The sequence below is a fragment of the Azomonas macrocytogenes genome (assembly GCF_014191985.1).
Lineage (GTDB): Bacteria > Pseudomonadota > Gammaproteobacteria > Pseudomonadales > Pseudomonadaceae > Azomonas > Azomonas macrocytogenes.
The window spans coordinates 39,440-59,621 of sequence record NZ_JACHXI010000005.1; the positions used below are offsets into that span (position 1 = coordinate 39,440).

The following is a 20,182-nucleotide window of genomic DNA, read 5'->3' on the forward strand; positions in this document are numbered from 1 at the left end:
TTGAGGCATCGTCTGAACAGCAAGTACCCGGCGTCGACGCTGAAGAACGCCCGCCTGAAACGGGATGAGGCGGCGCATCTCGTGGCACTCGGCCAGTCTCCGACACAGAAGAAGCAACAAGAGAAAGTGACCGGCCCCGAAGACTTCACCGTGGCCGAGTTCGCTGAGCGCTTCTTCAAGGACATCCAGTCGCCGTACATCGGCAAGAAGCCGATCAAGGATGTCACCGCCGAGGACGTTCTTCACATTTGGCTATAAAGCACTGTGAATAAAATGAAATTATCTACAGCACGCACATCGACGGCTTCGATGAACGTCAGTGAGACTGATCAGTACACTGCGTTCTGGACAATGTCATACCGCTTCGATAGCAAGGTCAGTTGCTGCCAGAAGATCACCATCCAAGGAACACCTATCCCGTAGGAATCGGGTTTCAGGTTAGATCCAAGATAAAATCAGTTACATACACCTGATTTTCGCTTCTGCGCCGTGGAAATAACGCCGTTTTCGCTTCCTCATATTGATCCTTTTCCAACCAGCCATTAATGCCATTTATCCTGAAACAGATAGCTCCATAGCCTGTGGAAAACTGTTTTCCAGCCTTGAAGATAAGTCTTATATAAAAATGTGGATAAATCATCCTGTTGATAATCATAAAAGATACGCACAGGTGATTTACATCTTAATCACGAGATACAAGCAGTCATCACACAATCTTTAAAATCAATAAATTCCTTTAAATTTATATAGTTAATTATGTTATTCACAATCTTCTTCTGACTAAAAGCAATTATAAAAACAAGCTTTTAAGAAATTACATTGCATTAATTGTTTTAAATCGAAGCCTCTCGACAAGTGCCTGTTTATAATTCACACGGAACGCTTCATTCGTTAATGGGAACTCCCTATACTGGTTGGCTTCTCTGTTCCATTTCGTACAGGCACGAGGTGCGTGTGGATTTTCCTTCCCGTTTTGACGTGATCGTGATCGGTGGCGGTCATGCCGGCACCGAGGCGGCGCTGGCAGCGGCACGTATGGGAGTCAGGACGCTATTGCTGACCCATAACGTGGAAACCCTTGGCCAGATGAGTTGCAACCCGGCCATCGGTGGTATTGGCAAGAGTCATCTGGTCAAGGAAATCGATGCGCTGGGCGGTGCCATGGCCATGGCAACAGATCAGGGTGGAATCCAGTTCCGTGTGCTCAATAGCCGTAAGGGACCAGCGGTGCGTGCTACCCGGGCCCAGGCTGATCGTTTGCTGTACAAGGCAGCAATCAGGGAAATGCTGGAGAATCAGCCAAACCTGTGGATATTTCAGCAGGCCTGTGACGATCTGATTGTCGAGCAGGATCAGGTGCGTGGCGTTGTTACCCAGATGGGGTTGCAGTTTCATGCCGACAGCGTGGTTTTGACGACCGGCACTTTCCTTGATGGACTTATCCACATCGGTCTGCGCAACCATGCGGGGGGACGGGCTGGGGATCCGCCAGCCATTGCCTTGTCCAGGCGTCTGCGTGAGTTACCTTTACGGGTAGGCCGTTTGAAAACCGGCACACCGCCGCGAATCGACGGGCGCAGTGTGGATTTCTCGTTGATGACCGAGCAGCCGGGAGATGCTCCGACGCCGGTCATGTCCTTTCTCGGCTCACGCGAGCAGCATCCACGCCAGGTCAGTTGCTGGATTACCCACACGAATGCGCGCACCCACGAGATCATCGCTGCCAATCTGGATCGCTCGCCGATGTATTCCGGAGTGATCGAAGGTGTCGGGCCGCGCTACTGCCCTTCCATCGAAGACAAGATCCACCGTTTCGCCGACAAGGACAGCCATCAGGTATTTCTTGAACCGGAAGGCCTGACTACCCACGAGCTGTACCCCAACGGCATTTCCACTTCTCTGCCGTTCGATGTGCAACTGGATATCGTGCGTTCGATCCGCGGGATGGAAAACGCACATATCGTGCGACCGGGCTATGCCATCGAATATGACTTCTTCGATCCGCGCGATCTGAAATACAGCCTGGAAACCAAGGTGATCGAAGGGTTGTTCTTTGCCGGTCAGATCAACGGCACCACAGGCTATGAAGAAGCCGGCGCCCAGGGGTTGCTCGCTGGCGCCAATGCGGCGTTGCGGGCCAAGGGGCAGCAAGCCTGGTGCCCACGCCGGGACGAAGCGTACATCGGGGTGCTGGTGGATGATTTGATTACCCTGGGTACCCAGGAGCCTTACCGCATGTTCACCTCGCGTGCCGAATACCGGCTCATTCTGCGGGAAGACAACGCGGACCTGCGCCTGACCGAGAAGGGGCGTGAACTTGGTCTGGTGGATGATCGCTGTTGGGCTGCTTTCGAGGCCAAGCGCGAAGGCATCGAACGTGAGTTGCAACGCCTGAAAAGTACCTGGGTGCATCCCCATACACCTCAGGGCGACGCTATCGGTGAGCGCTTCGGCAGCCCATTGAACCGCGAATACAACCTGCTCAACCTGCTGGCGCGCCCGGAAATCGATTACGCGACGCTGATCGAGCTGAGCGGTGCCGGCACACCGGATCGGCAGATAGCCGAACAGGTGGAAATCCAGACCAAATACGCCGGCTATATTGACCGCCAGCAGGAAGAGATCCGGCGCCTGCGCGCCAGTGAAGACACGCGGCTTCCCGAGAACCTGGACTACAGCAGCATTCCCGGGCTTTCCAGGGAAATCCAGCACAAACTTGGCCAAGCTCGCCCGCAGACGCTGGGTCAGGCTTCGCGGATTCCCGGGGTCACGCCAGCCGCTATTTCGTTATTGCTCATCCATTTGAAGAAACGCTCCGCCAGCGGCAAGCTGGAGCAAAGTGCCTGATGTCTGTGTTGACCGCTGAACACCGCAAGGAACTGACCGAAGGCGCAGCAGCGCTGGGCGTGCACTTGTCTGCGCAGCAACAGGCAGGACTGCTGGATTACCTGACGCTGCTGAACAAGTGGAACAAGGCCTACAATCTCACCGCCGTACGCGACCCTAACGAGATGATTTCGCGGCATTTGCTCGACAGCCTCAGCATCGTGCCTCATGTTGACCCGGGCGGCGAACGCTGGCTGGATGTCGGCAGTGGCGGCGGCATGCCCGGTATTCCACTGGCCATCCTGTTTCCCGAGCGGCATTTCGTCCTTCTGGATTCCAATGGCAAGAAAACGCGCTTTCTGACCCAGGTAAAACTGGAACTGGGATTGGCTAATCTTGCTGTAGTCAATGATCGAGTGGAGGCCTTCCGTCCGGAGCAGCCCTTCAGCGATATCGTCTCGCGTGCTTTCAGTTCCGTGGCGGATTTCACCGGCTGGACCCGGCATCTTGGCGATAGCGATACCCGCTGGCTGGCGATGAAAGGCCAGCATCCGGAACAGGAACTGCAACAACTGCCGGATGACTTCCGTCTGGAAGGTACGCATTCACTCAGCGTTCCCGGTTGCCAAGGGCAACGTCACCTGTTGATACTTCGCCGCATTTCATGACCCGGATAGACATCGACCATGGCTAGAGTATTCGCCATCGCCAACCAGAAAGGCGGAGTCGGCAAGACGACCACGTGCGTCAATCTGGCTGCTTCCCTGGTGGCGACGCGCCGCCGCGTGCTGCTGATCGATCTCGATCCGCAAGGTAATGCCACGACCGGCAGCGGTGTGGACAAGCTGAATCTGGAACATTCCATCTATGACGTACTGACCGGCGAATGCAGCCTGGTCGAGGCCATGCAGTTCTCCGAGCATGGCGGCTATCAACTGCTGCCGGCCAACCGTGATCTCACCGCCGCTGAAGTGTCCCTGCTCAATATGCCGGCCAAGGAAAAGCGGCTGCGTGAAGCCCTGGCGCCGGTCCGCGAGAACTACGACTACATACTCATCGACTGCCCACCATCGTTGTCCATGCTGACCGTCAACGCCTTGGCGGCTTCCGATGGAGTCATCATCCCCATGCAATGCGAATACTATGCACTCGAAGGTCTGACCGACTTGGTCAACTCCATCCAGCGCATTGCTGGCGCACTGAATCCGGAACTGCGTATCGAAGGCCTGTTGCGCACCATGTACGATCCGCGCAGCAGCCTGACCAACGAAGTATCCGATCAGCTCAAAGCGCATTTCAGCGACCAACTCTACGAAACCGTGATCCCGCGCAACGTACGTCTTGCCGAGGCTCCCAGCCATGGCATGCCGGCGCTCGAATACGACAAACAGTCCAAGGGAGCCCAGGCCTATCTGGCCCTGGCCGGTGAGTTATCCCGCCGGCAACGTCGATCTGCCCGTGCGGTCACCGCATAAGGAATTTTCATGGCAACGAAGAAAAGAGGACTTGGCCGCGGGCTTGATGCGCTGCTTGGTGGTGCTAGTGGTAGTACCAGTGCCCAGACTATGCAGGAGGAGGCGAACCAGATCGATCAACGCGAACTTTACCAGTTGCCTCTGGAGCTGATCCGCCCTGGCAAATACCAGCCACGCCGGGATATGGATCCCGCAACCCTGGAAGAACTGGCTCATTCGATCCGGATTCAGGGAGTGATGCAACCCATCGTGGTACGCCCGGTTGGCTCCGGCCACTATGAAATCATTGCCGGGGAACGGCGTTGGCGAGCCTGCCAGCAGGCCGGGCTGGACAAGATCCCGGCGCTGGTCCGCGAAGTGCCTGATGAGGCCGCCATCGCCATGGCGCTGATCGAAAATATCCAGCGCGAAGACCTGAACCCCATCGAAGAAGCACTGGCGCTGCAACGGCTGCAACAGGATTACCAACTGACCCAACAGCAGGTAGCTGACGCAATCGGTAAATCACGAGTGGCAGTCAGCAACCTACTGCGCCTGATTAGCCTGCCTGAAGAAGTGAAAACCATGCTGTCCCATGGCGATCTGGAAATGGGGCATGCTCGCGCCCTGCTCGGATTACCGTCGGAAAGGCAGGGAGAAGGCGCGCGTCACGTTGTCGCACGAAATCTGACCGTACGGCAAACCGAGGCACTGGTGCGCCAGTGGCTCAACGGCAAACCGGAAACTGCGGAAAAGCCTGCGCTCGATCCGGATATCAGCCGGCTGGAACAGCGTCTGGCAGAGCGTCTGGGCTCTCCGGTGCAAATCAGGCATGGTCACAAAGGTAAAGGTCAGCTAGTCATCCGCTACAACTCGCTGGATGAATTGCAAGGTGTCCTGGCACATATCCGGTAACTTCGATCCGTGCAGAAAATGACCAGAAAACACTGGCCGACAGTTGAAGCCACCTGGAACCGCCCCTATACTCGCCGCGCATTTTAAAGGCGGGACGCTCCTTGGAGATTCCACCAAGGCGACGGAAATAGTGAACATACGCAACCGGACACCCTTCCACCGTCTCCCTGTATTTCGCGTATTGATCGTGCAAGCCCTGGTAGGGCTGATCGCGGCTTTCGCGTGCGGCGGGTTTTTCGGTTATGTCGCAGGTTACTCGGGATTGCTCGGTGGCTTGATTGCATGGGTGGCCAACCTGTACTTCGCGTACAAGGCCTTTCGCTATTTCGGCGCGCGCTCGGTCAGAGCGGTTGTCCAGTCTATCTGGTCGGGCGAAATGGGCAAATTGATTCTAACAGCAGCGCTGTTCGCGCTGGTGTTCGTGGGAGTGCGGCCTTTACAGCCATTGGCCCTGTTCGGCGTGTACCTGCTGGTTCTGGGGACTGGGGCCAGCGCACTTCTGCTGGTGAAGAAAAATCCGAAGAATTGAGCATTGAGGCGGTTATGGCAAACAACCCAGTTGAATACATACAGCACCACTTGCAGAACCTGGTTCTGGGCGTGCACCCGGACAAGGGATTGATGTTTGCGCATTCTGCAGAAGATGCCTCGGAAATGGGTTTCTGGGCCATTCATGTGGATACCATGCTGTGGTCGATACTGACGGGCGTGCTGTTCATCAAGATCTTCCGAAAAGTTGCGATGAACATGACGTCCGGGGTTCCCGGCACGCTGCAGAACATTGTCGAGATGAGTGTCGAATTCGTCGAAGGCATGGTCCGCGATACCTTTCACGGTCGTAGTCCGCTGATTGCTCCGCTGTCTTTGACTATCTTCGTCTGGGTTCTCCTGATGAACAGCCTGAAATGGCTGCCGGTCGACCTGCTTCCGAGCCTGGCACACATGATAGGCATTCCCTACTTCAAGATCGTGCCGACGGCCGATCCGAACGCCACCTTCGGCCTGTCCATCGGCGTGTTCTTCCTGATCATCTACTACAGCATCAAGATCAAGGGCCCAGGCGGTTTTGCCAAGGAGCTTTCGTTCCAGCCGTTCAATCACTGGAGCCTGATTCCGTTCAACCTGTTTCTCGAAATCCTGGGTCTGCTGACCAAGCCACTGACCTTGGCCCTGCGACTGTTCGGCAACATGTATGCCGGTGAAGTCGTATTCATCCTGATCGCGCTGCTGCCATTCTGGGCACAGTGGACGCTTTATGTCCCCTGGGCGATTTTCCACATCCTGGTAATTCCGCTGCAGGCCTTCATCTTCATGGTTCTGTCCATCGTGTATCTGAGCTCGGCACACGAGGATCACAATCACTGACGGACTTGTTCCGCACCGGGATGAGCCCGCTATACCAGCTTGATCCTATACAAAACCCCAAACCAAACCTTTAGCTTCAGGAGCTTTACATGGAACTTGTCATCATCGCCGCCTCCATCATGATCGGTCTGGGTGCCCTGAGCACCGGCATCGGCTTTGCCCTGCTGGGTGGCAAACTGCTGGAATCCACCGCTCGCCAACCCGAGCTGGCTCCTCAGCTGCAAACCAAGACCTTCCTGATGGCCGGCCTGCTCGACGCCGTTCCGATGATCGGTGTCGGTATCGCGATGTACCTCATCTTCGTTGTCGCTCCCTCTGCTGCTTAAGCCTGCCTTCCGGGGTCCATGACGGGGTTCGCCAGACGAGCCCCGTTGTCGTGGAAATGACAACCGCGTCAACGAGATAGCTCGAGGTAAATCGCTGTGAATATAAACTTGACCTTGTTCGGTCAAATGATCGCCTTCGCTATTTTCGTCTGGTTCTGCATGAAACACGTATGGCCGCCGATTACCCAGGCCATGCAGGAACGCCAGAAGAAAATCGCCGATGGGCTGGATGCCGCGGGGCGTGCGCAGAAGGACCTGCGACTGGCCCAGGAAAAGGCTTCCATTACCTTGAAGGAAACCAGAGAGCAGGCTGCCCAGATCCTTGAGCAGGCCAGCAAGCACGCCAACACGATCATCGAAGAAGCCAAGCAGCAGGCTCAGGCCGAAGGTGAGCGACTGGTCACCGGTGCCCGTGCCGAGATCGAGCAAGAAGTGAATCGTGCTCGTGACGAGCTGCGCGCGCAAGTAGCAACCCTGGCCGTACTGGGTGCACAGCAGATCCTGGAATCCCAAGTGGATACCAAGGTACATGACGAGCTGGTCGCAAAACTGGCCTCCCAACTCTAAGCGAGGCTAGCGATGATCAATAACCAGACGTTTGCCCGGCCTTATGCAAAAGCCGCTTTCGAACTTGCCAGTGAATCCGGGAAAACCGACGCTTGGCTGAAGTCGCTCGACCTGGTAGCTACCTTGGTGAAAGTACCGGAAGTCGCCGCGGTACTCGGTAATCCCCGTCTTACTCGCGAAAGCAAGGCCAGGTCGCTGATCAATCTGTTGAGCAAGAAAGACCTGGACAGTGCATTTCGCAATTTCCTGACGACCCTGAGCAACAACGATCGTCTGGAAATTCTTCCGACCGTCTACGAGCTGTTCGAGAACCTGAAGCTTGAAGCCGAGAGGACGCTGACGGTCGAAGCGGAAACCGCCTACGAGCTGAACGCGGAACAACTAGAAATCCTGGCTGCCTCCCTGTCGAAGCGGCTCGATCGTACCGTCAACCTCCAGCAGGTGGTAAATCCTGCGTTGATCGGCGGCTTGATCATCCGCGCCGGCGATGTGGTTATCGACGGTTCGGTCCGCGGCAAGCTGGGCCAGTTGGCCGAAGCGTTGAAATCCTGATTTGAGGGACATGGCATGCAGCAACTGAATCCTTCCGAAATAAGCGAGATCATCAAGCAGCGAATCGCCAAGCTTGATGTTTCCGCACAAGCCCGCAACGAGGGCACTGTCGTCAGCGTGTCTGACGGTATCGTCCGCATCTACGGCCTGGCCGATGTGATGTACGGTGAAATGATCGAATTCCCCGGTGGGGTTTTCGGCATGGCGCTCAACCTGGAGCGGGACTCCGTGGGCGCTGTGATCCTGGGTAGCTACCTGGGGCTTACCGAAGGTATGACCGCCAAGTGCACCGGCCGCGTTCTGGATGTACCGGTCGGTCCGGAACTGCTGGGCCGCGTAGTCGATGCCCTGGGCAATCCGATCGACGGCAAAGGCCCGCTTGGTGCCAAGGAAACCGATGCGGTCGAGAAAGTAGCGCCGGGCGTGATCTGGCGTAAGTCGGTAGACCAGCCGGTGCAGACCGGCTACAAATCGGTCGACGCCATGATCCCGGTCGGCCGTGGCCAGCGCGAGCTGATCATCGGTGACCGTCAGATCGGCAAAACCGCGATGGCCATCGATGCCATCATCAACCAGAAGAACAGCGGTATCCGCTGCGTCTACGTAGCCATCGGTCAGAAGCAGTCGACCATCGCCAACGTCGTGCGCAAGCTGGAAGAGCACGGTGCCTTGGCCAACACCATCGTGGTGGCTGCCAGCGCATCCGAATCCGCTGCGTTGCAGTACCTGGCTCCTTATTCCGGCTGCACCATGGGTGAATACTTCCGCGACCGTGGTGAAGACGCGCTGATCGTCTATGATGATCTGTCCAAGCAAGCCGTGGCCTATCGCCAGATTTCCCTGCTGCTGCGCCGTCCGCCGGGCCGCGAAGCCTATCCAGGCGACGTCTTCTATCTCCACAGCCGCCTGCTGGAGCGCGCTTCCCGCGTTTCCGAAGAATACGTGGAGAAATTCACCAATGGTGCCGTGACTGGCAAAACCGGTTCGTTGACTGCGCTGCCGATCATCGAGACCCAGGCTGGTGATGTTTCTGCCTTCGTTCCGACCAACGTGATCTCCATCACCGACGGCCAGATCTTCCTGGAATCCTCCATGTTCAACTCGGGCATCCGTCCAGCGGTCAACGCTGGTATCTCGGTGTCCCGCGTTGGTGGTGCAGCCCAGACCAAGATCATCAAGAAGCTTTCCGGTGGCATCCGTACCGCTCTCGCCCAGTATCGCGAACTGGCGGCTTTCGCCCAGTTTGCCTCCGACCTGGACGAAGTCACCCGCAAACAGCTCGAACACGGCCAGCGCGTTACTGAACTGATGAAGCAGAAACAGTTCGTACCGATGTCCATTGGCGAGATGGGTGTATCGCTGTATGCCGCCGAACGTGGCTACCTGACAGATATCGAAGTGGCCAAGATCGGTGCCTTCGAGCAGGCGTTGATCGGCTACTTCCAGCGCGAGCAAAGCGCTCTGCTGGAGAAGATCAACGAAAAGGGTGATTTCAACGACGAGATCGATGCAGGCATCAAGGCCGGTATCGAAACCTTCAAGGCCACCCAAACCTGGTAAGCCGCAGCGGGCATCCTTGCTGGATGCCCGCCTGCTAAACCCGAAAGGTGTCAAATGGCAGGCGCAAAAGAGATTCGCAGCAAGATTGCGAGCATCAAGAGCACGCAGAAGATCACCAGCGCCATGGAAAAAGTGGCGGTCAGCAAGATGCGCAGAGCACAAATGCGCATGGCTGCCAGCCGTCCCTACGCGGAGCGGATTCGCCAGGTAATTGGCCATCTGGCCAATGCCAACCCGGAATACCGCCACCCGTACATGGTGGATCGCCCGGTCAAGCGTGTCGGATACATAGTTGTGTCTTCCGACCGTGGCCTGTGCGGTGGCCTGAACATCAACCTGTTCAAGGCCTTGATCAAGAACATGAAGGAATGGCATGACGCCAAGGTCGAAGCTGACTTGTGCGTCATTGGTAACAAAGGTACGGCGTTCTTCCGCAATCACGGCGGCAATGTGGTGGCGGCAGTCGGTAACCTTGGCGAAGCGCCTTCGGTCACCGATCTGGTTGGTAGTGTCAAGGTAATGCTCGATGCTTTCAATGAAGGCCGCGTGGATCGTCTCTACGTGGTATCGAACAAGTTCATCAACACCATGACCCAGAAGCCGGTCGTCGACCAGTTGCTGCCCCTCGAGGCGAGCGAAGACGAGACCGCCGAAAGTCACTGGGATTACCTGTACGAGCCTGATGCCAACCGGCTGCTGGACATTCTCCTTGTGCGTTATGTGGAGTCCCAGGTCTATCAGGCTGTGGTGGAAAACGCGGCTGCCGAGCAGGCGGCGCGGATGATCGCCATGAAAAATGCCACCGATAATGCGGGTGATCTGATCAAAGAACTGCAGTTGGTGTACAACAAAGCTCGCCAGGCTGCGATCACCCAGGAAATTTCGGAAATCGTCGGCGGCGCTGCCGCGGTTTAAGAGCGGTTCAAATATTCAGAGGGACCAAAATGAGTAGCGGACGTATCGTTCAAATCATCGGCGCCGTCATCGACGTGGAATTCCCACGCGATCAGGTGCCGAACGTCTACGACGCGCTGAAGGTCGTTGGCGCGGAAACCACCCTGGAAGTCCAGCAGCAGCTGGGCGACGGCATCGTCCGTTCAATCGCCATGGGTTCCACCGAAGGCCTCAAGCGTGGCCTGGACGTGAACAATACTGGCGCGGGCATCTCCGTGCCGGTTGGCACGGCGACCCTGGGTCGCATCATGGACGTGCTGGGTAACCCCATCGATGAAGCCGGCCCCATCGGCGAGGAAGAGCGCTGGACTATTCACCGTGCCGCGCCGAGCTACGCCGATCAGGCTGGCGGCAACGATCTGCTGGAAACCGGTATCAAGGTAATCGACCTGGTCTGCCCGTTCGCCAAGGGCGGCAAGGTTGGCCTGTTCGGTGGTGCCGGGGTCGGCAAGACCGTGAACATGATGGAGCTGATCCGCAACATCGCCATGGAACACAGCGGTTATTCCGTGTTCGCCGGCGTGGGTGAGCGGACTCGTGAAGGTAACGATTTCTATCACGAGATGAAGGATTCCAACGTTCTCGACAAAGTGGCTCTGGTCTACGGCCAGATGAACGAGCCGCCGGGCAACCGACTGCGCGTTGCTCTGACCGGCCTGACCATGGCCGAGAAGTTCCGTGAAGAAGGCCGCGACGTACTGTTGTTCATCGACAACATCTACCGCTATACCCTGGCCGGTACCGAAGTGTCCGCTCTGCTCGGCCGTATGCCGTCCGCAGTGGGTTATCAGCCGACTCTGGCTGAGGAAATGGGCGTTCTGCAGGAGCGCATCACCTCCACCAAGACCGGGTCCATCACTTCCGTGCAGGCCGTCTACGTTCCTGCGGACGACTTGACCGACCCGTCCCCGGCGACCACCTTCGCTCACCTGGATGCCACCGTGGTGCTGTCCCGCGATATCGCTTCCCTGGGTATCTATCCGGCAGTCGATCCACTGGATTCCACCTCTCGCCAGCTCGATCCGCTGGTGATCGGCCAGGAACACTACGACACCGCCCGTGGTGTGCAGTACGTTCTGCAGCGCTACAAGGAGCTGAAGGACATCATCGCCATTCTGGGTATGGACGAGTTGTCCGAAGCCGACAAACAACTGGTCTCCCGCGCACGGAAGATCCAGCGCTTTTTGTCCCAGCCGTTCTTCGTGGCGGAAGTCTTTACTGGGGCTCCGGGCAAGTATGTGCCGCTCAAGGAAACCATCCGTGGCTTCCAGGGCATCCTGAACGGCGACTACGACCACATCCCGGAACAGGCCTTCTACATGGTCGGCGGTATCGACGAAGTCATCGAGAAATCGAAGAAACTGTAACGGTAAAGCCCGTCAAGGGCGTTGCCAGGTGTGATGGCGGGCTTGCCCGCCTGTTAACCGAGGCTAAGTATGGCTATATCAGTCCACTGCGATATCGTCAGTGCGGAAGAAGAACTGTTCTCCGGACTGGTGGAAATGGTCGTTGCCCATGGCCATCTTGGCGATTTGGGTATCCTGCCGGGGCATACACCGCTGTTGAGCAGTCTCAAGCCGGGTCCGGTGCGAGTGATCAAGCAGGGCGGAGAAGAGGAAGTCTTCTATGTCTCGGGCGGTTTCATCGAAGTTCAGCCGAACATGGTGAAAGTACTCGCCGACACCGGAACCCGTGCCAAGGATCTCGATGAGGTCGCTGCCCAGGAAGCTGTCAAGTTTGCCCGGAACGCACTGAACGAGAAAGGCGCACAGTTCGACTACAGTTCTGCCGCTGCGCGTCTGGCCGAAGCAGTAGCTCAACTGCGCACCATCGAGCAGCTGCGCAAGAAATACGGTCATCATTGATAGGCGTATTTCGATAAATGCAGTAAAGACAAAGGGTAGCTTCGGCTACCCTTTGTCTTTACTGGGCTTCTGTAGCTTGATCTTCAAAGCTGCTCCAACTCTTCCCAATCAGCCAGAACACCAATTTTACGAGCCATGGCTTCAAGATCCAGGTGATCGGCTATCACCCTGCCGGTAGCCAGATCGATCTGATAAAAACTGCCAGTGGCTGCGTGCCGTGTGCTATCGATACTGCACCGTTTGAGCTGTGTATCGCGAGGCGTCAGTTTACGATTTACCCTGGCCACCAGGGCACGTTCCGTGATTTGTGCTTTCATAGTTCACTCCGATTTGTACTGTAGATGCGGCAAGCAAGAGTATTTGCATCGCCAAGGATGCGGAAGAGCGTTTTTTCGATAAGGCGCGTGCCTATTGGCAGAGGCTGAGACCAGGTCCGTAAATTCCAAGCGCCACGTTTGATTCCAAGTATGTGATAAGGCGAGAATGAAAATCGGATAGGGTTTGCGATCAATCGATCTGGAATCGAAGGGGTTCCGATTGATGCTGAAGAGGAGTTTGCCAGGGTATGGTTGGTCTAGGTGCTCGGGAGTTTTGCGGAGTTGGCTCTAACGCTGATCAGGAGCGCCCAGGTTTAGGCAACCAACGCACTTCAACAAGGCCGGCAGTCCTGCCAGTCTGGAAAAGGTAACCAGAATGCCGGGTGCATTGCTTCGTACGGGAACGCTTCAGGAATTCAAGGCGCTGGGCGTCGACGGCCAGCCGGTATACAGCGTGGCGCTGCAACTGCGCGAGGCCATCCGCCTGAAGATGCGACGCGAGGCTGCCGATTGCCTGGCCATCCCGCAACCCAATGAAACCGGCGACCGGATCGACTGGTACGCGCCTTTCGAAGGCGACGTGGTGCCCTGGTCGGCGGCCATCCCTGAAGAACGCAAACAGGCCTTTGCCCTGCTCGAAGAGATGCAGGCCGGGTTGCGCGCCACCAGCGAATCCATGCGCGGCGATGTGCACAATCGCGAGAAGCAGGTCTTCGGTCGCCTGCTGGAAAAGGCCCTGCAGTTTCCTGATGCCGAGCACGTCTATCTGGTGGACGGCAAGCCGGTGATCACTTTCTGGGGCTTCAGCGACGAGCGCAGCCCCGAGGGCCAGGATTCGCTTTCCCTGTTGCGTCCCGTCGCGCCGGCTCCTGCTCCGACAAGTGCTGCGCCCATGCCGCCACCCATTGCTTCGGCCACTGCTGTGGCGGTTACTTCGTCACGCTGGCGCCGCTGGCTCTGGCTGCTGCTATTGCCGCTGCTGCTACTGCTTCTTTTGTGGTTGATGCGTGCCTGTGCACCGACCGTCGAGCTGCCGCTTGGTCTGTCCCAGATCGATTTGCCCGGGCTGCCGGCAGTGCAAGAAAGAAATGTCGACCTGCATGGTGGCACAGTCAATGTAGAAGGTTCGTCCTCCGTCAACGCTACAGGGGATGGCACTATCCAGCCCGGTACTGGCGATGGTGACCTTGAGACGGAGAATGGCCTTCCCGCCGGCGAGGATACCCCGCCCGGTCCCGATGGGGCTGGCCAGGAGGATGGCAAGGGTGCGGAGGAACCCAAGGACGGCGAACAGCCTCCCGCCGACGGACAGAAACCCGGCGAAAAGCCGCAGGTGCCGCCACCGCCACCGGAACTTCCCAAGGATGCTGCTGATAAATCCACCCAGGACAAGGCTGGCCAGAAGCCGATGAACATTCCGCCCGAGGCGCAAAAGAACGGCTCGACCGACTTTCTCGATGGTAACTGGCGGGCCGGTGCCGGCATCCAGGACGCCAAGACCGGCAAACCACTGCAGTTGGACTACGATTTCGGCAAAGACGGCAAGGGTAAGGTCGGCATCCGCCGGGGCGACGGCGTACAGTGTTCGGGAGCAGTGAGCGCCTCGATGAAAGGTGGCAATCTAGCGATCACCAACCAGGGCCAGGCGACCTGCAGCGATGGCAGCACCTACAAGCTGCCGGAAGTGGTCTGTGCGCCGGATGCCAAGAGTACGGCGGATTGCACCGGCAGTTACGATAATCAGAAATTCCCCATGTCGATGCGGCAGGGCGGCCAGTAGGGCGGAAAAACGACACGATGTTTCCAGAAAAAACGGATTACGAAGAACGGATCACCCTGATCATGGGTAGCGGCATCCAGTTCCTGGATTTCGCCGTCAAGCTCGAACTGCGCCGCGAACTGCCCGGCGAGTTCGTCCGGTCGCGTAGCGACGGTCCGCTGGCTCGGCTGCTGTTCGATGAACGCAGCAACAGTTTCTATCATCCGGCCGAGCCCGGCGTCGCGGTGTCGCCGACGTTCAACGTCGGGGTCGACCAGTCGGTGCGCCTGCTCAAAGGGCTCTGGCTACCGTTGCCGTTTTTTCGTTTCAGCCCGCCGCGCCGTTTCGACGACGGTCCATCCAACTGGTCGCGAATCCGTATCGTCGAACTCAAGGAAGGCGAGGACCCGGACGGCAATACCCACCGCGTCACCCTGGCCTTCGATACCAAGGTCTTCGACAGCCGCAGCGATACCGCCTACCTGGCCCCGACCAGCGACGATGTCAGGGCTGGTGCCAGCTTCGCGCTGGCCTACCGAGCCGATGAAATGGGCTGGTTCCTCGATCTCAACTGGGTCGATGGCTGGTTGCGTGAACTGTTCGTCGAACAGGCCCAACTGCCGCCGGTGCGCATGCAGCTCGACGATATCGAGGCCGAATGCCAGCAGCTCTACCACCAGGCGCATTACCTCAACCTGCTGCATCTGTTCGGCACGTTGCTACCGGTCCCTGAACTCAAGGTGATTTCCAACCGTGACAGCGACCTGCACAAGGCGATTCCGGTGGACATGGTGCTGGATGTCGGCAATTCGCGGACCTGCGGCATCCTGATCGAGGATCATCCGCAGGAAAACAATGGCCTGAGCAAGCGCTATGAATTGGAATTGCGCGACCTGACGCAGCCCGAGCAGGTCTATCCCGAGCCATTCGAAAGTCGCATCGAATTCGCCCAGGCGGTCTTTGGCAAAGATCATTTCTCGGTACAGAGCGGGCGCCGCGAAGCCTTCCTCTGGCCGACCATCGCCCGCGTCGGTCGCGAGGCCGGGCGCCTGGCCAGTCGCCGGCGTGGTACCGAAGGCTCGACCGGGCTGTCGAGCCCCAAGCGTTACCTGTGGGATGAAGACAACTACGAACCGGGCTGGCGCTTCAACTGTGCCTATGTCAAATCCGAAAGCGAGCCGCACGCCACGGCCGCACCGGTGGCCGGGTTGATCAACGAAAAAGGCCAGGCACTCTACACGCTGCCATTTGACGAGCGCATGCCGGTGTTTCACCCGCACTATTCGCGCAGCTCGCTGATGACCTTCATGCTCTGCGAAGTGCTCAGCCAGGCGCTGATGCAGATTAACAGCCCCTCGCAGCGCTTGCGCATGAGCCATTCGCGGGTGCCGCGCCACCTACGCTCGATCATCCTCACCGTACCGCCGTCGATGCCCAAGCCCGAGCGCGAAATCTTTGCGCGTTGCATGGAGCAGGCCATCGGCCTGGTGTGGAAAAGCCTCGGCTGGCATCCCGAAGACGATCCAGTCAATATCAAGGAGGCCCAGAGCCGCCAGACAGCCTGGCCCTGGTTACCCGAAGTGCATGTGCAATGGGACGAAGCCACCTGCGGCCAGGTGGTCTACCTGTTCAATGAGACCCAGAACAACTTCGCCGGCCGGCCGGAAGAGTTCTTCGCCGCCATGGCTCGCCCGGATCTGCAGCACAAGGATCGCCTGACCATCGCCTCGATCGATATCGGCGGCGGCACCACGGATTTGGTGATCACTGAATACCGTCTCGACGGCACCGGCAGCAATGTCTACATCACACCCGAGCAGCGTTTCCGCGACGGTTTCAAGGTGGCCGGCGATGACATTCTGCTCGATGTGATCCGCCAATTCGTCCTGCCGGCATTGCGCGAGGCGCTGGTCAAGGCTGACATCACGGCGCCTGAGGCACTGCTGTCGCGCCTGATCGGCAATGAGCCGCTGGCCGTGCAGGAGGCCATGCTGCGCCAGCAACTGACCCTGCAGGTGTTCAGCCCCATCGGCCTGCGCCTGCTCAAGGCCTACGAGCATTACGATCCGCTGGACCCCGCCGCGCTGGTCAGCGCTACCTTCGGCGAATTGCTCAACGAACGGCCCACCAGCGATGTGCTGGAATATGTCAGCAACGCCGTACGCCGCCAGTTGGGCAACGACAGCGAGGCTTTCGATATCCTCGCTACACCGTTGCAAGTCAGTCTGCGGCGCATCCACGAAGCCTTTATCGGCGACCGCATGAATATCGGCAAGACCATCCAGGCGCTCTGCGAAGTGGTCTACCACTATCCCTGCGATGTGCTGCTGCTGACCGGTCGGCCGTCGCGCCTGCCTGGCGTGCAGGCACTGTTCCGCAAGCTGCTGCCGCTGCCGCCGGGACGCATCCTGCCGCTCAATCATTACCGCACGGGCGGCTGGTATCCGTTCAACAAGCTGGATCGCATCGAAGACCCGAAGACCACCGCAGCGGTTGGTGCCATGCTTTGCCTGCTGAGCCGCAGCTTGCGCCTGCCGAACTTCTTCTTCCGCGTGGCGGCGCTGAAGCCTTACTCGACGCTCAAATACCTGGGGCTGATCGACAACAACAACGTGGTCAAGGACAGCAACGTCTATTATCGCGGCATCGATCTTGACGACCCGGAATACGAGCTGCCGGAATCCACCTTCGACATGCGCGGTACCATGCGCCTGGGGTTCCGTCAGTTGTCCAATGAGCGCTGGTCGGCCGCGCCGCTGTACACCCTGAGCATCGAAAACCAGAAACTGCGCGAAGAAGTGGCATCCAAGGGTCTGGTGCTCAAGGTACGCCTGGGCATCAAGCCCTCGCGTAATCCGAGCGAAGGCAGCGAAAGCTTCGAATTCCTCGGTGCGGAATCGAGCAACGGCTCGGTCAGCCGCTCGCACATCCGGCTCAAACTCAACACCCTGTCCGATGCTGGACTGGGTGAATCCCAATATTGGCTCGATAGTGGCAGCGTGTTTCGCAAATGAACGATTCCAAATCGCCTGAACGACTTTCGCAAAGCTGGACCGCCATCCATACCGGTGCGGGTGAGGCGATCCGCTGGATCGGCCAGGTACGCCGCAGCGCGCCGCGGCTGGACAACGAGGCGGATGACCTGATCCTCGGTCTGCGCCGCGTGCGCAATACGGCCCGGCGTCTGGGTAGCGTTTCAACGCTGCCGATGACCGTGGGTTTCTTCGGCCTGTCGCAAGCCGGCAAGTCCTACCTGATCTCGACCCTGGCTGCGGGTGTCAACGGCAAGCTGGAGACCGACTTCGGCGAGCGCCGCCTGGACTTCATCGAACATGTCAATCCGCCGGGCGGCGGCAAGGAGGCCACCGGCCTGGTGACGCGCTTCAGTCGTACTGCACGGCCGGGGCCGGACGATTTTCCCCTGGAGTTGAAGCTGTTCACCGAAGTCGAGCTGGCCAAGGTGCTGGCCAATTCCTTCTTCAACGACTTCAACACCGAGAAGGTGCAGTACGGCTACAACGAGACGGCGATCCGCCAACTGCTCCGCGAGCTCGACAAGCGTCGGCAGCTCAAGCCGGTCGCAGGCGTCAGCGAAGACGATGTCGTGGCCTTGTGGGACTACTTGCAAGGCAGTTTTCCCGGCTCCCTCAGCCCCTTGAGCAACTATTACTGGCCGCTGGCAGTGGAACTTGCGCCCTACCTGGCACTGGAAGACCGGGCGCACCTGTTTTCGATCTTCTGGGGCGAGATAGGCGAACTGAGTGAAGCCTACCTCGCATTCGCCCGTACCCTGTCCAGCCTGGGCAATGCCCACAAGGTCTTCGCGCCGCTGGAAGCCCTGGTGCGGACCAATGGCCAGGGCGGGCTGTCGCAGGCCGACAGCATCATGAACGTGGATATGCTGGAGCGGCTCGGCAAGGCGTCCGACCAGCAGATCGGCGTGCGGCCCTGGGTGGGCGGCGAGCTGAAGCCCGAGGTACAGCTGTCTTTGGCGCAACTGGCGGCACTCACTGCCGAGCTGGTGTTCCCGTTGGTCGAACCCACCAGCGAGCCGCTGTTCGAAGAGGTCGATCTGCTCGATTTTCCCGGTTACCGCGGTCGTTTGAATGTCGAATCGCTCGACGATGTGCGGCGTGCCGTGAGCAGCGACGAGGCCAGCCCGGTGGCGCAGTTGATCCTGCGCGGCAAGGTCGCCTATCTGTTCGAGCGCTACACCGACAGCCAGGAAATGAACGTGCTGATCGTTTGCACACCCTCGAACAAGCAATCGGATGTCACCAGCGTCGGCCCGGTACTGAGTCGCTGGATCGACCGGACCCAGGGTGAGACGCCCGAACAGCGTGCCCGACGCAAGCCCGGTCTGTTATGGGCGATCACCATGTTCGACATGCGCATCGGTAGCGACCTGGACAAGGGCGAAGATCTGTTGCGCATGGGCTGGGGCAGCGGTGGCATGATGAAGATGACCATGCTCGAGCGCTTCGGCCAGTATGCCTGGCTGCAGGACTGGAGCGATGGCCAGCCATTCGACAACACCTTCCTGGTGCGCAAGCCGCGCATGAAAGTGACCTTCCTCGATCTGCAGGATGGCCAGGAAGTGGCCATTCACAAGGCTGCCTGCAGTTCTCTGGAACTGATGCGCCGCACTTTTACCGAGGACGAGACGGTCAATCGCCATGTGCGAGACGCAGAACAAGCCTGGGACGCGATGCTGGCGCTGAACGATGGCGGCATGGGGCGGATCAGCGCCTATCTGCGCCAGGTCGCCTTGCATGGCGTCAAGCTGGAGCGTATCCGCGAGCAGCTGGACGATGTGCTGCACCTGCTCGATAACCGGCTCGGCCACTGGTTCCAGGCTGAAGGCGCCGGTGAGCTGGAGAAAAAGCGCAAGATTGCCCAGCAGATTTCCAACGCCATCTGGCCGCGGCGTTTTCTGCTCGGCGAACTGCTGCAACGTATGCAACTGCCGGATGATGCGCTACGCACTCTGTACCTGCATGTGGGAGAGGAGTACGACGAGCCGGCTACAGGCGAAACCGAGGCTTCTTCCTCTGGTGCAATCAACCTGGGTGCTGGTGGCAGCGACGATACCTTCGATCTGTTCGGCGACAACCGCCCGGCGATAGCAGTTGCTTCGTCTGCACCGCCTGTCACCGGCAGCGATGCGCGCTTCGCCCAGGCCGTACTGCGCGAATGGATCAGCCATCTTCGCCATATTCCCGAAGATGTACTCTTGATGACCTATCTGGGCTTCGACAAATCGGCAATCGAGGCCCTGGTGGATGAATTGATCACCGGCGCCAGCCGACTCGACCTGCAGCAGCGCCTGCTGCAGGCCATCGTCAGCACCGAGCAGATCGGTACCAAGCGCGAACAGCTGGCCGGGCGCCAGGTGCTCACGGCCAAGATCATGCTGGCCGACTTCATCGGTTGGCTCGGTTTCGTCGAGCTGCCTCTCGAGCTGCGCCCGGACAGCCGCATCCTGCCTGACGGCAAATTGTTCCAGGCGCCACCCGAGGTTGCACCGGGTAAGCTGCCGCTATTGCCGGAGAAACCTCAGGAGCACACTCGCCAGTATGTCGGCGACTGGTTGGTAGCTCTGGCCCGGATCGCTGAAGACAACGCCGGCCACAGCGCCGGCCGGGAAATCACTCCCGAGCAGAACGAGGCGCTGGGCAAGATCCTCGCCACCCTACATGCAGCGCGAGCGGAATAGGCAAGT

General features: G+C 58.6%; 18 protein-coding genes. 17 read left to right on the forward strand and 1 reads right to left on the reverse strand.

Annotated features, from left to right (window positions below):
* From FHR87_RS06765 to FHR87_RS06830, 14 genes are all read left to right on the forward strand, one after another.
* Positions 1 to 258: an integrase arm-type DNA-binding domain-containing protein gene (locus FHR87_RS06765; protein ID WP_221189754.1), complete on the forward strand. Its 258-nt coding sequence runs from the start codon at positions 1 to 3 to the stop codon at positions 256 to 258.
* A gap of 696 nt (positions 259 to 954) precedes the next feature.
* Positions 955 to 2,847 (forward strand): tRNA uridine-5-carboxymethylaminomethyl(34) synthesis enzyme MnmG, encoded by a 1,893-nt coding sequence (gene mnmG / locus FHR87_RS06770; RefSeq protein WP_183165962.1) that lies wholly within the window; start codon positions 955 to 957, stop codon positions 2,845 to 2,847.
* Positions 2,847 to 3,494 carry a 16S rRNA (guanine(527)-N(7))-methyltransferase RsmG gene (rsmG, locus tag FHR87_RS06775; RefSeq protein ID WP_183165963.1) on the forward strand — a complete coding sequence of 216 codons (648 nt, stop codon included), beginning with the start codon at positions 2,847 to 2,849 and terminating at the stop codon, positions 3,492 to 3,494. Before mnmG ends, rsmG begins: the two co-directional genes overlap by 1 nt.
* An 18-nt stretch (positions 3,495 to 3,512) precedes the next feature.
* The gene (locus FHR87_RS06780) at positions 3,513 to 4,301 is read left to right on the forward strand and encodes a ParA family protein (RefSeq protein ID WP_183165964.1); all 789 of its coding nucleotides are present in this window, start codon (positions 3,513 to 3,515) and stop codon (positions 4,299 to 4,301) included.
* Between the two features lie 9 nt (positions 4,302 to 4,310).
* Positions 4,311 to 5,195, forward strand: coding sequence for a ParB/RepB/Spo0J family partition protein (locus tag FHR87_RS06785; protein WP_183165965.1), 885 nt, complete (start codon positions 4,311 to 4,313; stop codon positions 5,193 to 5,195).
* A gap of 130 nt (positions 5,196 to 5,325) precedes the next feature.
* Positions 5,326 to 5,724, forward strand: coding sequence for a F0F1 ATP synthase subunit I (locus FHR87_RS06790; protein WP_183165966.1), 399 nt, complete (start codon positions 5,326 to 5,328; stop codon positions 5,722 to 5,724).
* 14 nt (positions 5,725 to 5,738) lie between these two features.
* Positions 5,739 to 6,560 carry a F0F1 ATP synthase subunit A gene (gene atpB, locus FHR87_RS06795; RefSeq protein WP_183165967.1) on the forward strand — a complete coding sequence of 274 codons (822 nt, stop codon included), beginning with the start codon at positions 5,739 to 5,741 and terminating at the stop codon, positions 6,558 to 6,560.
* A gap of 89 nt (positions 6,561 to 6,649) precedes the next feature.
* A complete protein-coding gene (gene atpE / locus FHR87_RS06800) occupies positions 6,650 to 6,886 on the forward strand; it encodes a F0F1 ATP synthase subunit C (protein ID WP_012703649.1) in 237 nt (78 codons plus the stop codon).
* A 96-nt stretch (positions 6,887 to 6,982) separates the two neighbouring features.
* The gene (locus FHR87_RS06805; protein ID WP_183165968.1) at positions 6,983 to 7,453 is read left to right on the forward strand and encodes a F0F1 ATP synthase subunit B; all 471 of its coding nucleotides are present in this window, start codon (positions 6,983 to 6,985) and stop codon (positions 7,451 to 7,453) included.
* A gap of 12 nt (positions 7,454 to 7,465) precedes the next feature.
* On the forward strand, positions 7,466 to 8,005 hold the full coding sequence (locus FHR87_RS06810; protein ID WP_183165969.1) for a F0F1 ATP synthase subunit delta: 540 nt from the start codon (positions 7,466 to 7,468) through the stop codon (positions 8,003 to 8,005).
* Between the two features lie 15 nt (positions 8,006 to 8,020).
* On the forward strand, positions 8,021 to 9,565 hold the full coding sequence (gene atpA / locus FHR87_RS06815; RefSeq protein WP_183165970.1) for a F0F1 ATP synthase subunit alpha: 1,545 nt from the start codon (positions 8,021 to 8,023) through the stop codon (positions 9,563 to 9,565).
* Positions 9,566 to 9,619: 54 nt separating this feature from the next.
* Complete coding sequence (gene atpG / locus FHR87_RS06820) at positions 9,620 to 10,480, forward strand: F0F1 ATP synthase subunit gamma (protein WP_183165971.1); 861 nt, start codon at positions 9,620 to 9,622, stop codon at positions 10,478 to 10,480.
* A gap of 29 nt (positions 10,481 to 10,509) precedes the next feature.
* Positions 10,510 to 11,886 (forward strand): F0F1 ATP synthase subunit beta, encoded by a 1,377-nt coding sequence (gene atpD / locus FHR87_RS06825; RefSeq protein ID WP_183165972.1) that lies wholly within the window; start codon positions 10,510 to 10,512, stop codon positions 11,884 to 11,886.
* 69 nt (positions 11,887 to 11,955) lie between these two features.
* Positions 11,956 to 12,384 (forward strand): F0F1 ATP synthase subunit epsilon, encoded by a 429-nt coding sequence (locus FHR87_RS06830; protein ID WP_183165973.1) that lies wholly within the window; start codon positions 11,956 to 11,958, stop codon positions 12,382 to 12,384.
* A gap of 83 nt (positions 12,385 to 12,467) precedes the next feature.
* On the opposite strand, the gene FHR87_RS06835 is transcribed toward FHR87_RS06830, so the two are convergent.
* On the reverse strand, positions 12,468 to 12,701 hold the full coding sequence (locus FHR87_RS06835; RefSeq protein ID WP_183165974.1) for a hypothetical protein: 234 nt from the start codon (positions 12,699 to 12,701) through the stop codon (positions 12,468 to 12,470).
* A gap of 376 nt (positions 12,702 to 13,077) precedes the next feature.
* Between FHR87_RS06835 and FHR87_RS06840 the strand changes: the two genes are divergently transcribed.
* From FHR87_RS06840 to FHR87_RS06850, 3 genes are read left to right on the forward strand one after another with little or no spacing between them, the layout of a single operon-like run.
* On the forward strand, positions 13,078 to 14,481 hold the full coding sequence (locus FHR87_RS06840; RefSeq protein ID WP_183165975.1) for an SrfA family protein: 1,404 nt from the start codon (positions 13,078 to 13,080) through the stop codon (positions 14,479 to 14,481).
* Between the two features lie 17 nt (positions 14,482 to 14,498).
* Positions 14,499 to 17,474: a virulence factor SrfB gene (locus FHR87_RS06845; RefSeq protein ID WP_183165976.1), complete on the forward strand. Its 2,976-nt coding sequence runs from the start codon at positions 14,499 to 14,501 to the stop codon at positions 17,472 to 17,474.
* Complete coding sequence (locus FHR87_RS06850) at positions 17,471 to 20,176, forward strand: putative virulence factor (RefSeq protein WP_183165977.1); 2,706 nt, start codon at positions 17,471 to 17,473, stop codon at positions 20,174 to 20,176. Before FHR87_RS06845 ends, FHR87_RS06850 begins: the two co-directional genes overlap by 4 nt.
* Positions 20,177 to 20,182: the final 6 nt, after the last annotated feature.

Coding starts and splice junctions, on each gene's coding strand:
- FHR87_RS06830 (WP_183165973.1), top strand. CDS start 11,956: ATGGCTATATCAGTCCACTGCGATATCGTCAGTGCGGAAGAAGAACTG.
- FHR87_RS06850 (WP_183165977.1), top strand. CDS start 17,471: ATGAACGATTCCAAATCGCCTGAACGACTTTCGCAAAGCTGGACCGCC.
- FHR87_RS06780 (WP_183165964.1), top strand. CDS start 3,513: ATGGCTAGAGTATTCGCCATCGCCAACCAGAAAGGCGGAGTCGGCAAG.
- FHR87_RS06845 (WP_183165976.1), top strand. CDS start 14,499: ATGTTTCCAGAAAAAACGGATTACGAAGAACGGATCACCCTGATCATG.
- atpB (WP_183165967.1), top strand. CDS start 5,739: ATGGCAAACAACCCAGTTGAATACATACAGCACCACTTGCAGAACCTG.
- FHR87_RS06835 (WP_183165974.1), bottom strand. CDS start 12,701: ATGAAAGCACAAATCACGGAACGTGCCCTGGTGGCCAGGGTAAATCGT.
- FHR87_RS06785 (WP_183165965.1), top strand. CDS start 4,311: ATGGCAACGAAGAAAAGAGGACTTGGCCGCGGGCTTGATGCGCTGCTT.
- rsmG (WP_183165963.1), top strand. CDS start 2,847: ATGTCTGTGTTGACCGCTGAACACCGCAAGGAACTGACCGAAGGCGCA.
- atpA (WP_183165970.1), top strand. CDS start 8,021: ATGCAGCAACTGAATCCTTCCGAAATAAGCGAGATCATCAAGCAGCGA.
- atpE (WP_012703649.1), top strand. CDS start 6,650: ATGGAACTTGTCATCATCGCCGCCTCCATCATGATCGGTCTGGGTGCC.
- atpD (WP_183165972.1), top strand. CDS start 10,510: ATGAGTAGCGGACGTATCGTTCAAATCATCGGCGCCGTCATCGACGTG.
- FHR87_RS06810 (WP_183165969.1), top strand. CDS start 7,466: ATGATCAATAACCAGACGTTTGCCCGGCCTTATGCAAAAGCCGCTTTC.
- FHR87_RS06840 (WP_183165975.1), top strand. CDS start 13,078: ATGCCGGGTGCATTGCTTCGTACGGGAACGCTTCAGGAATTCAAGGCG.
- atpG (WP_183165971.1), top strand. CDS start 9,620: ATGGCAGGCGCAAAAGAGATTCGCAGCAAGATTGCGAGCATCAAGAGC.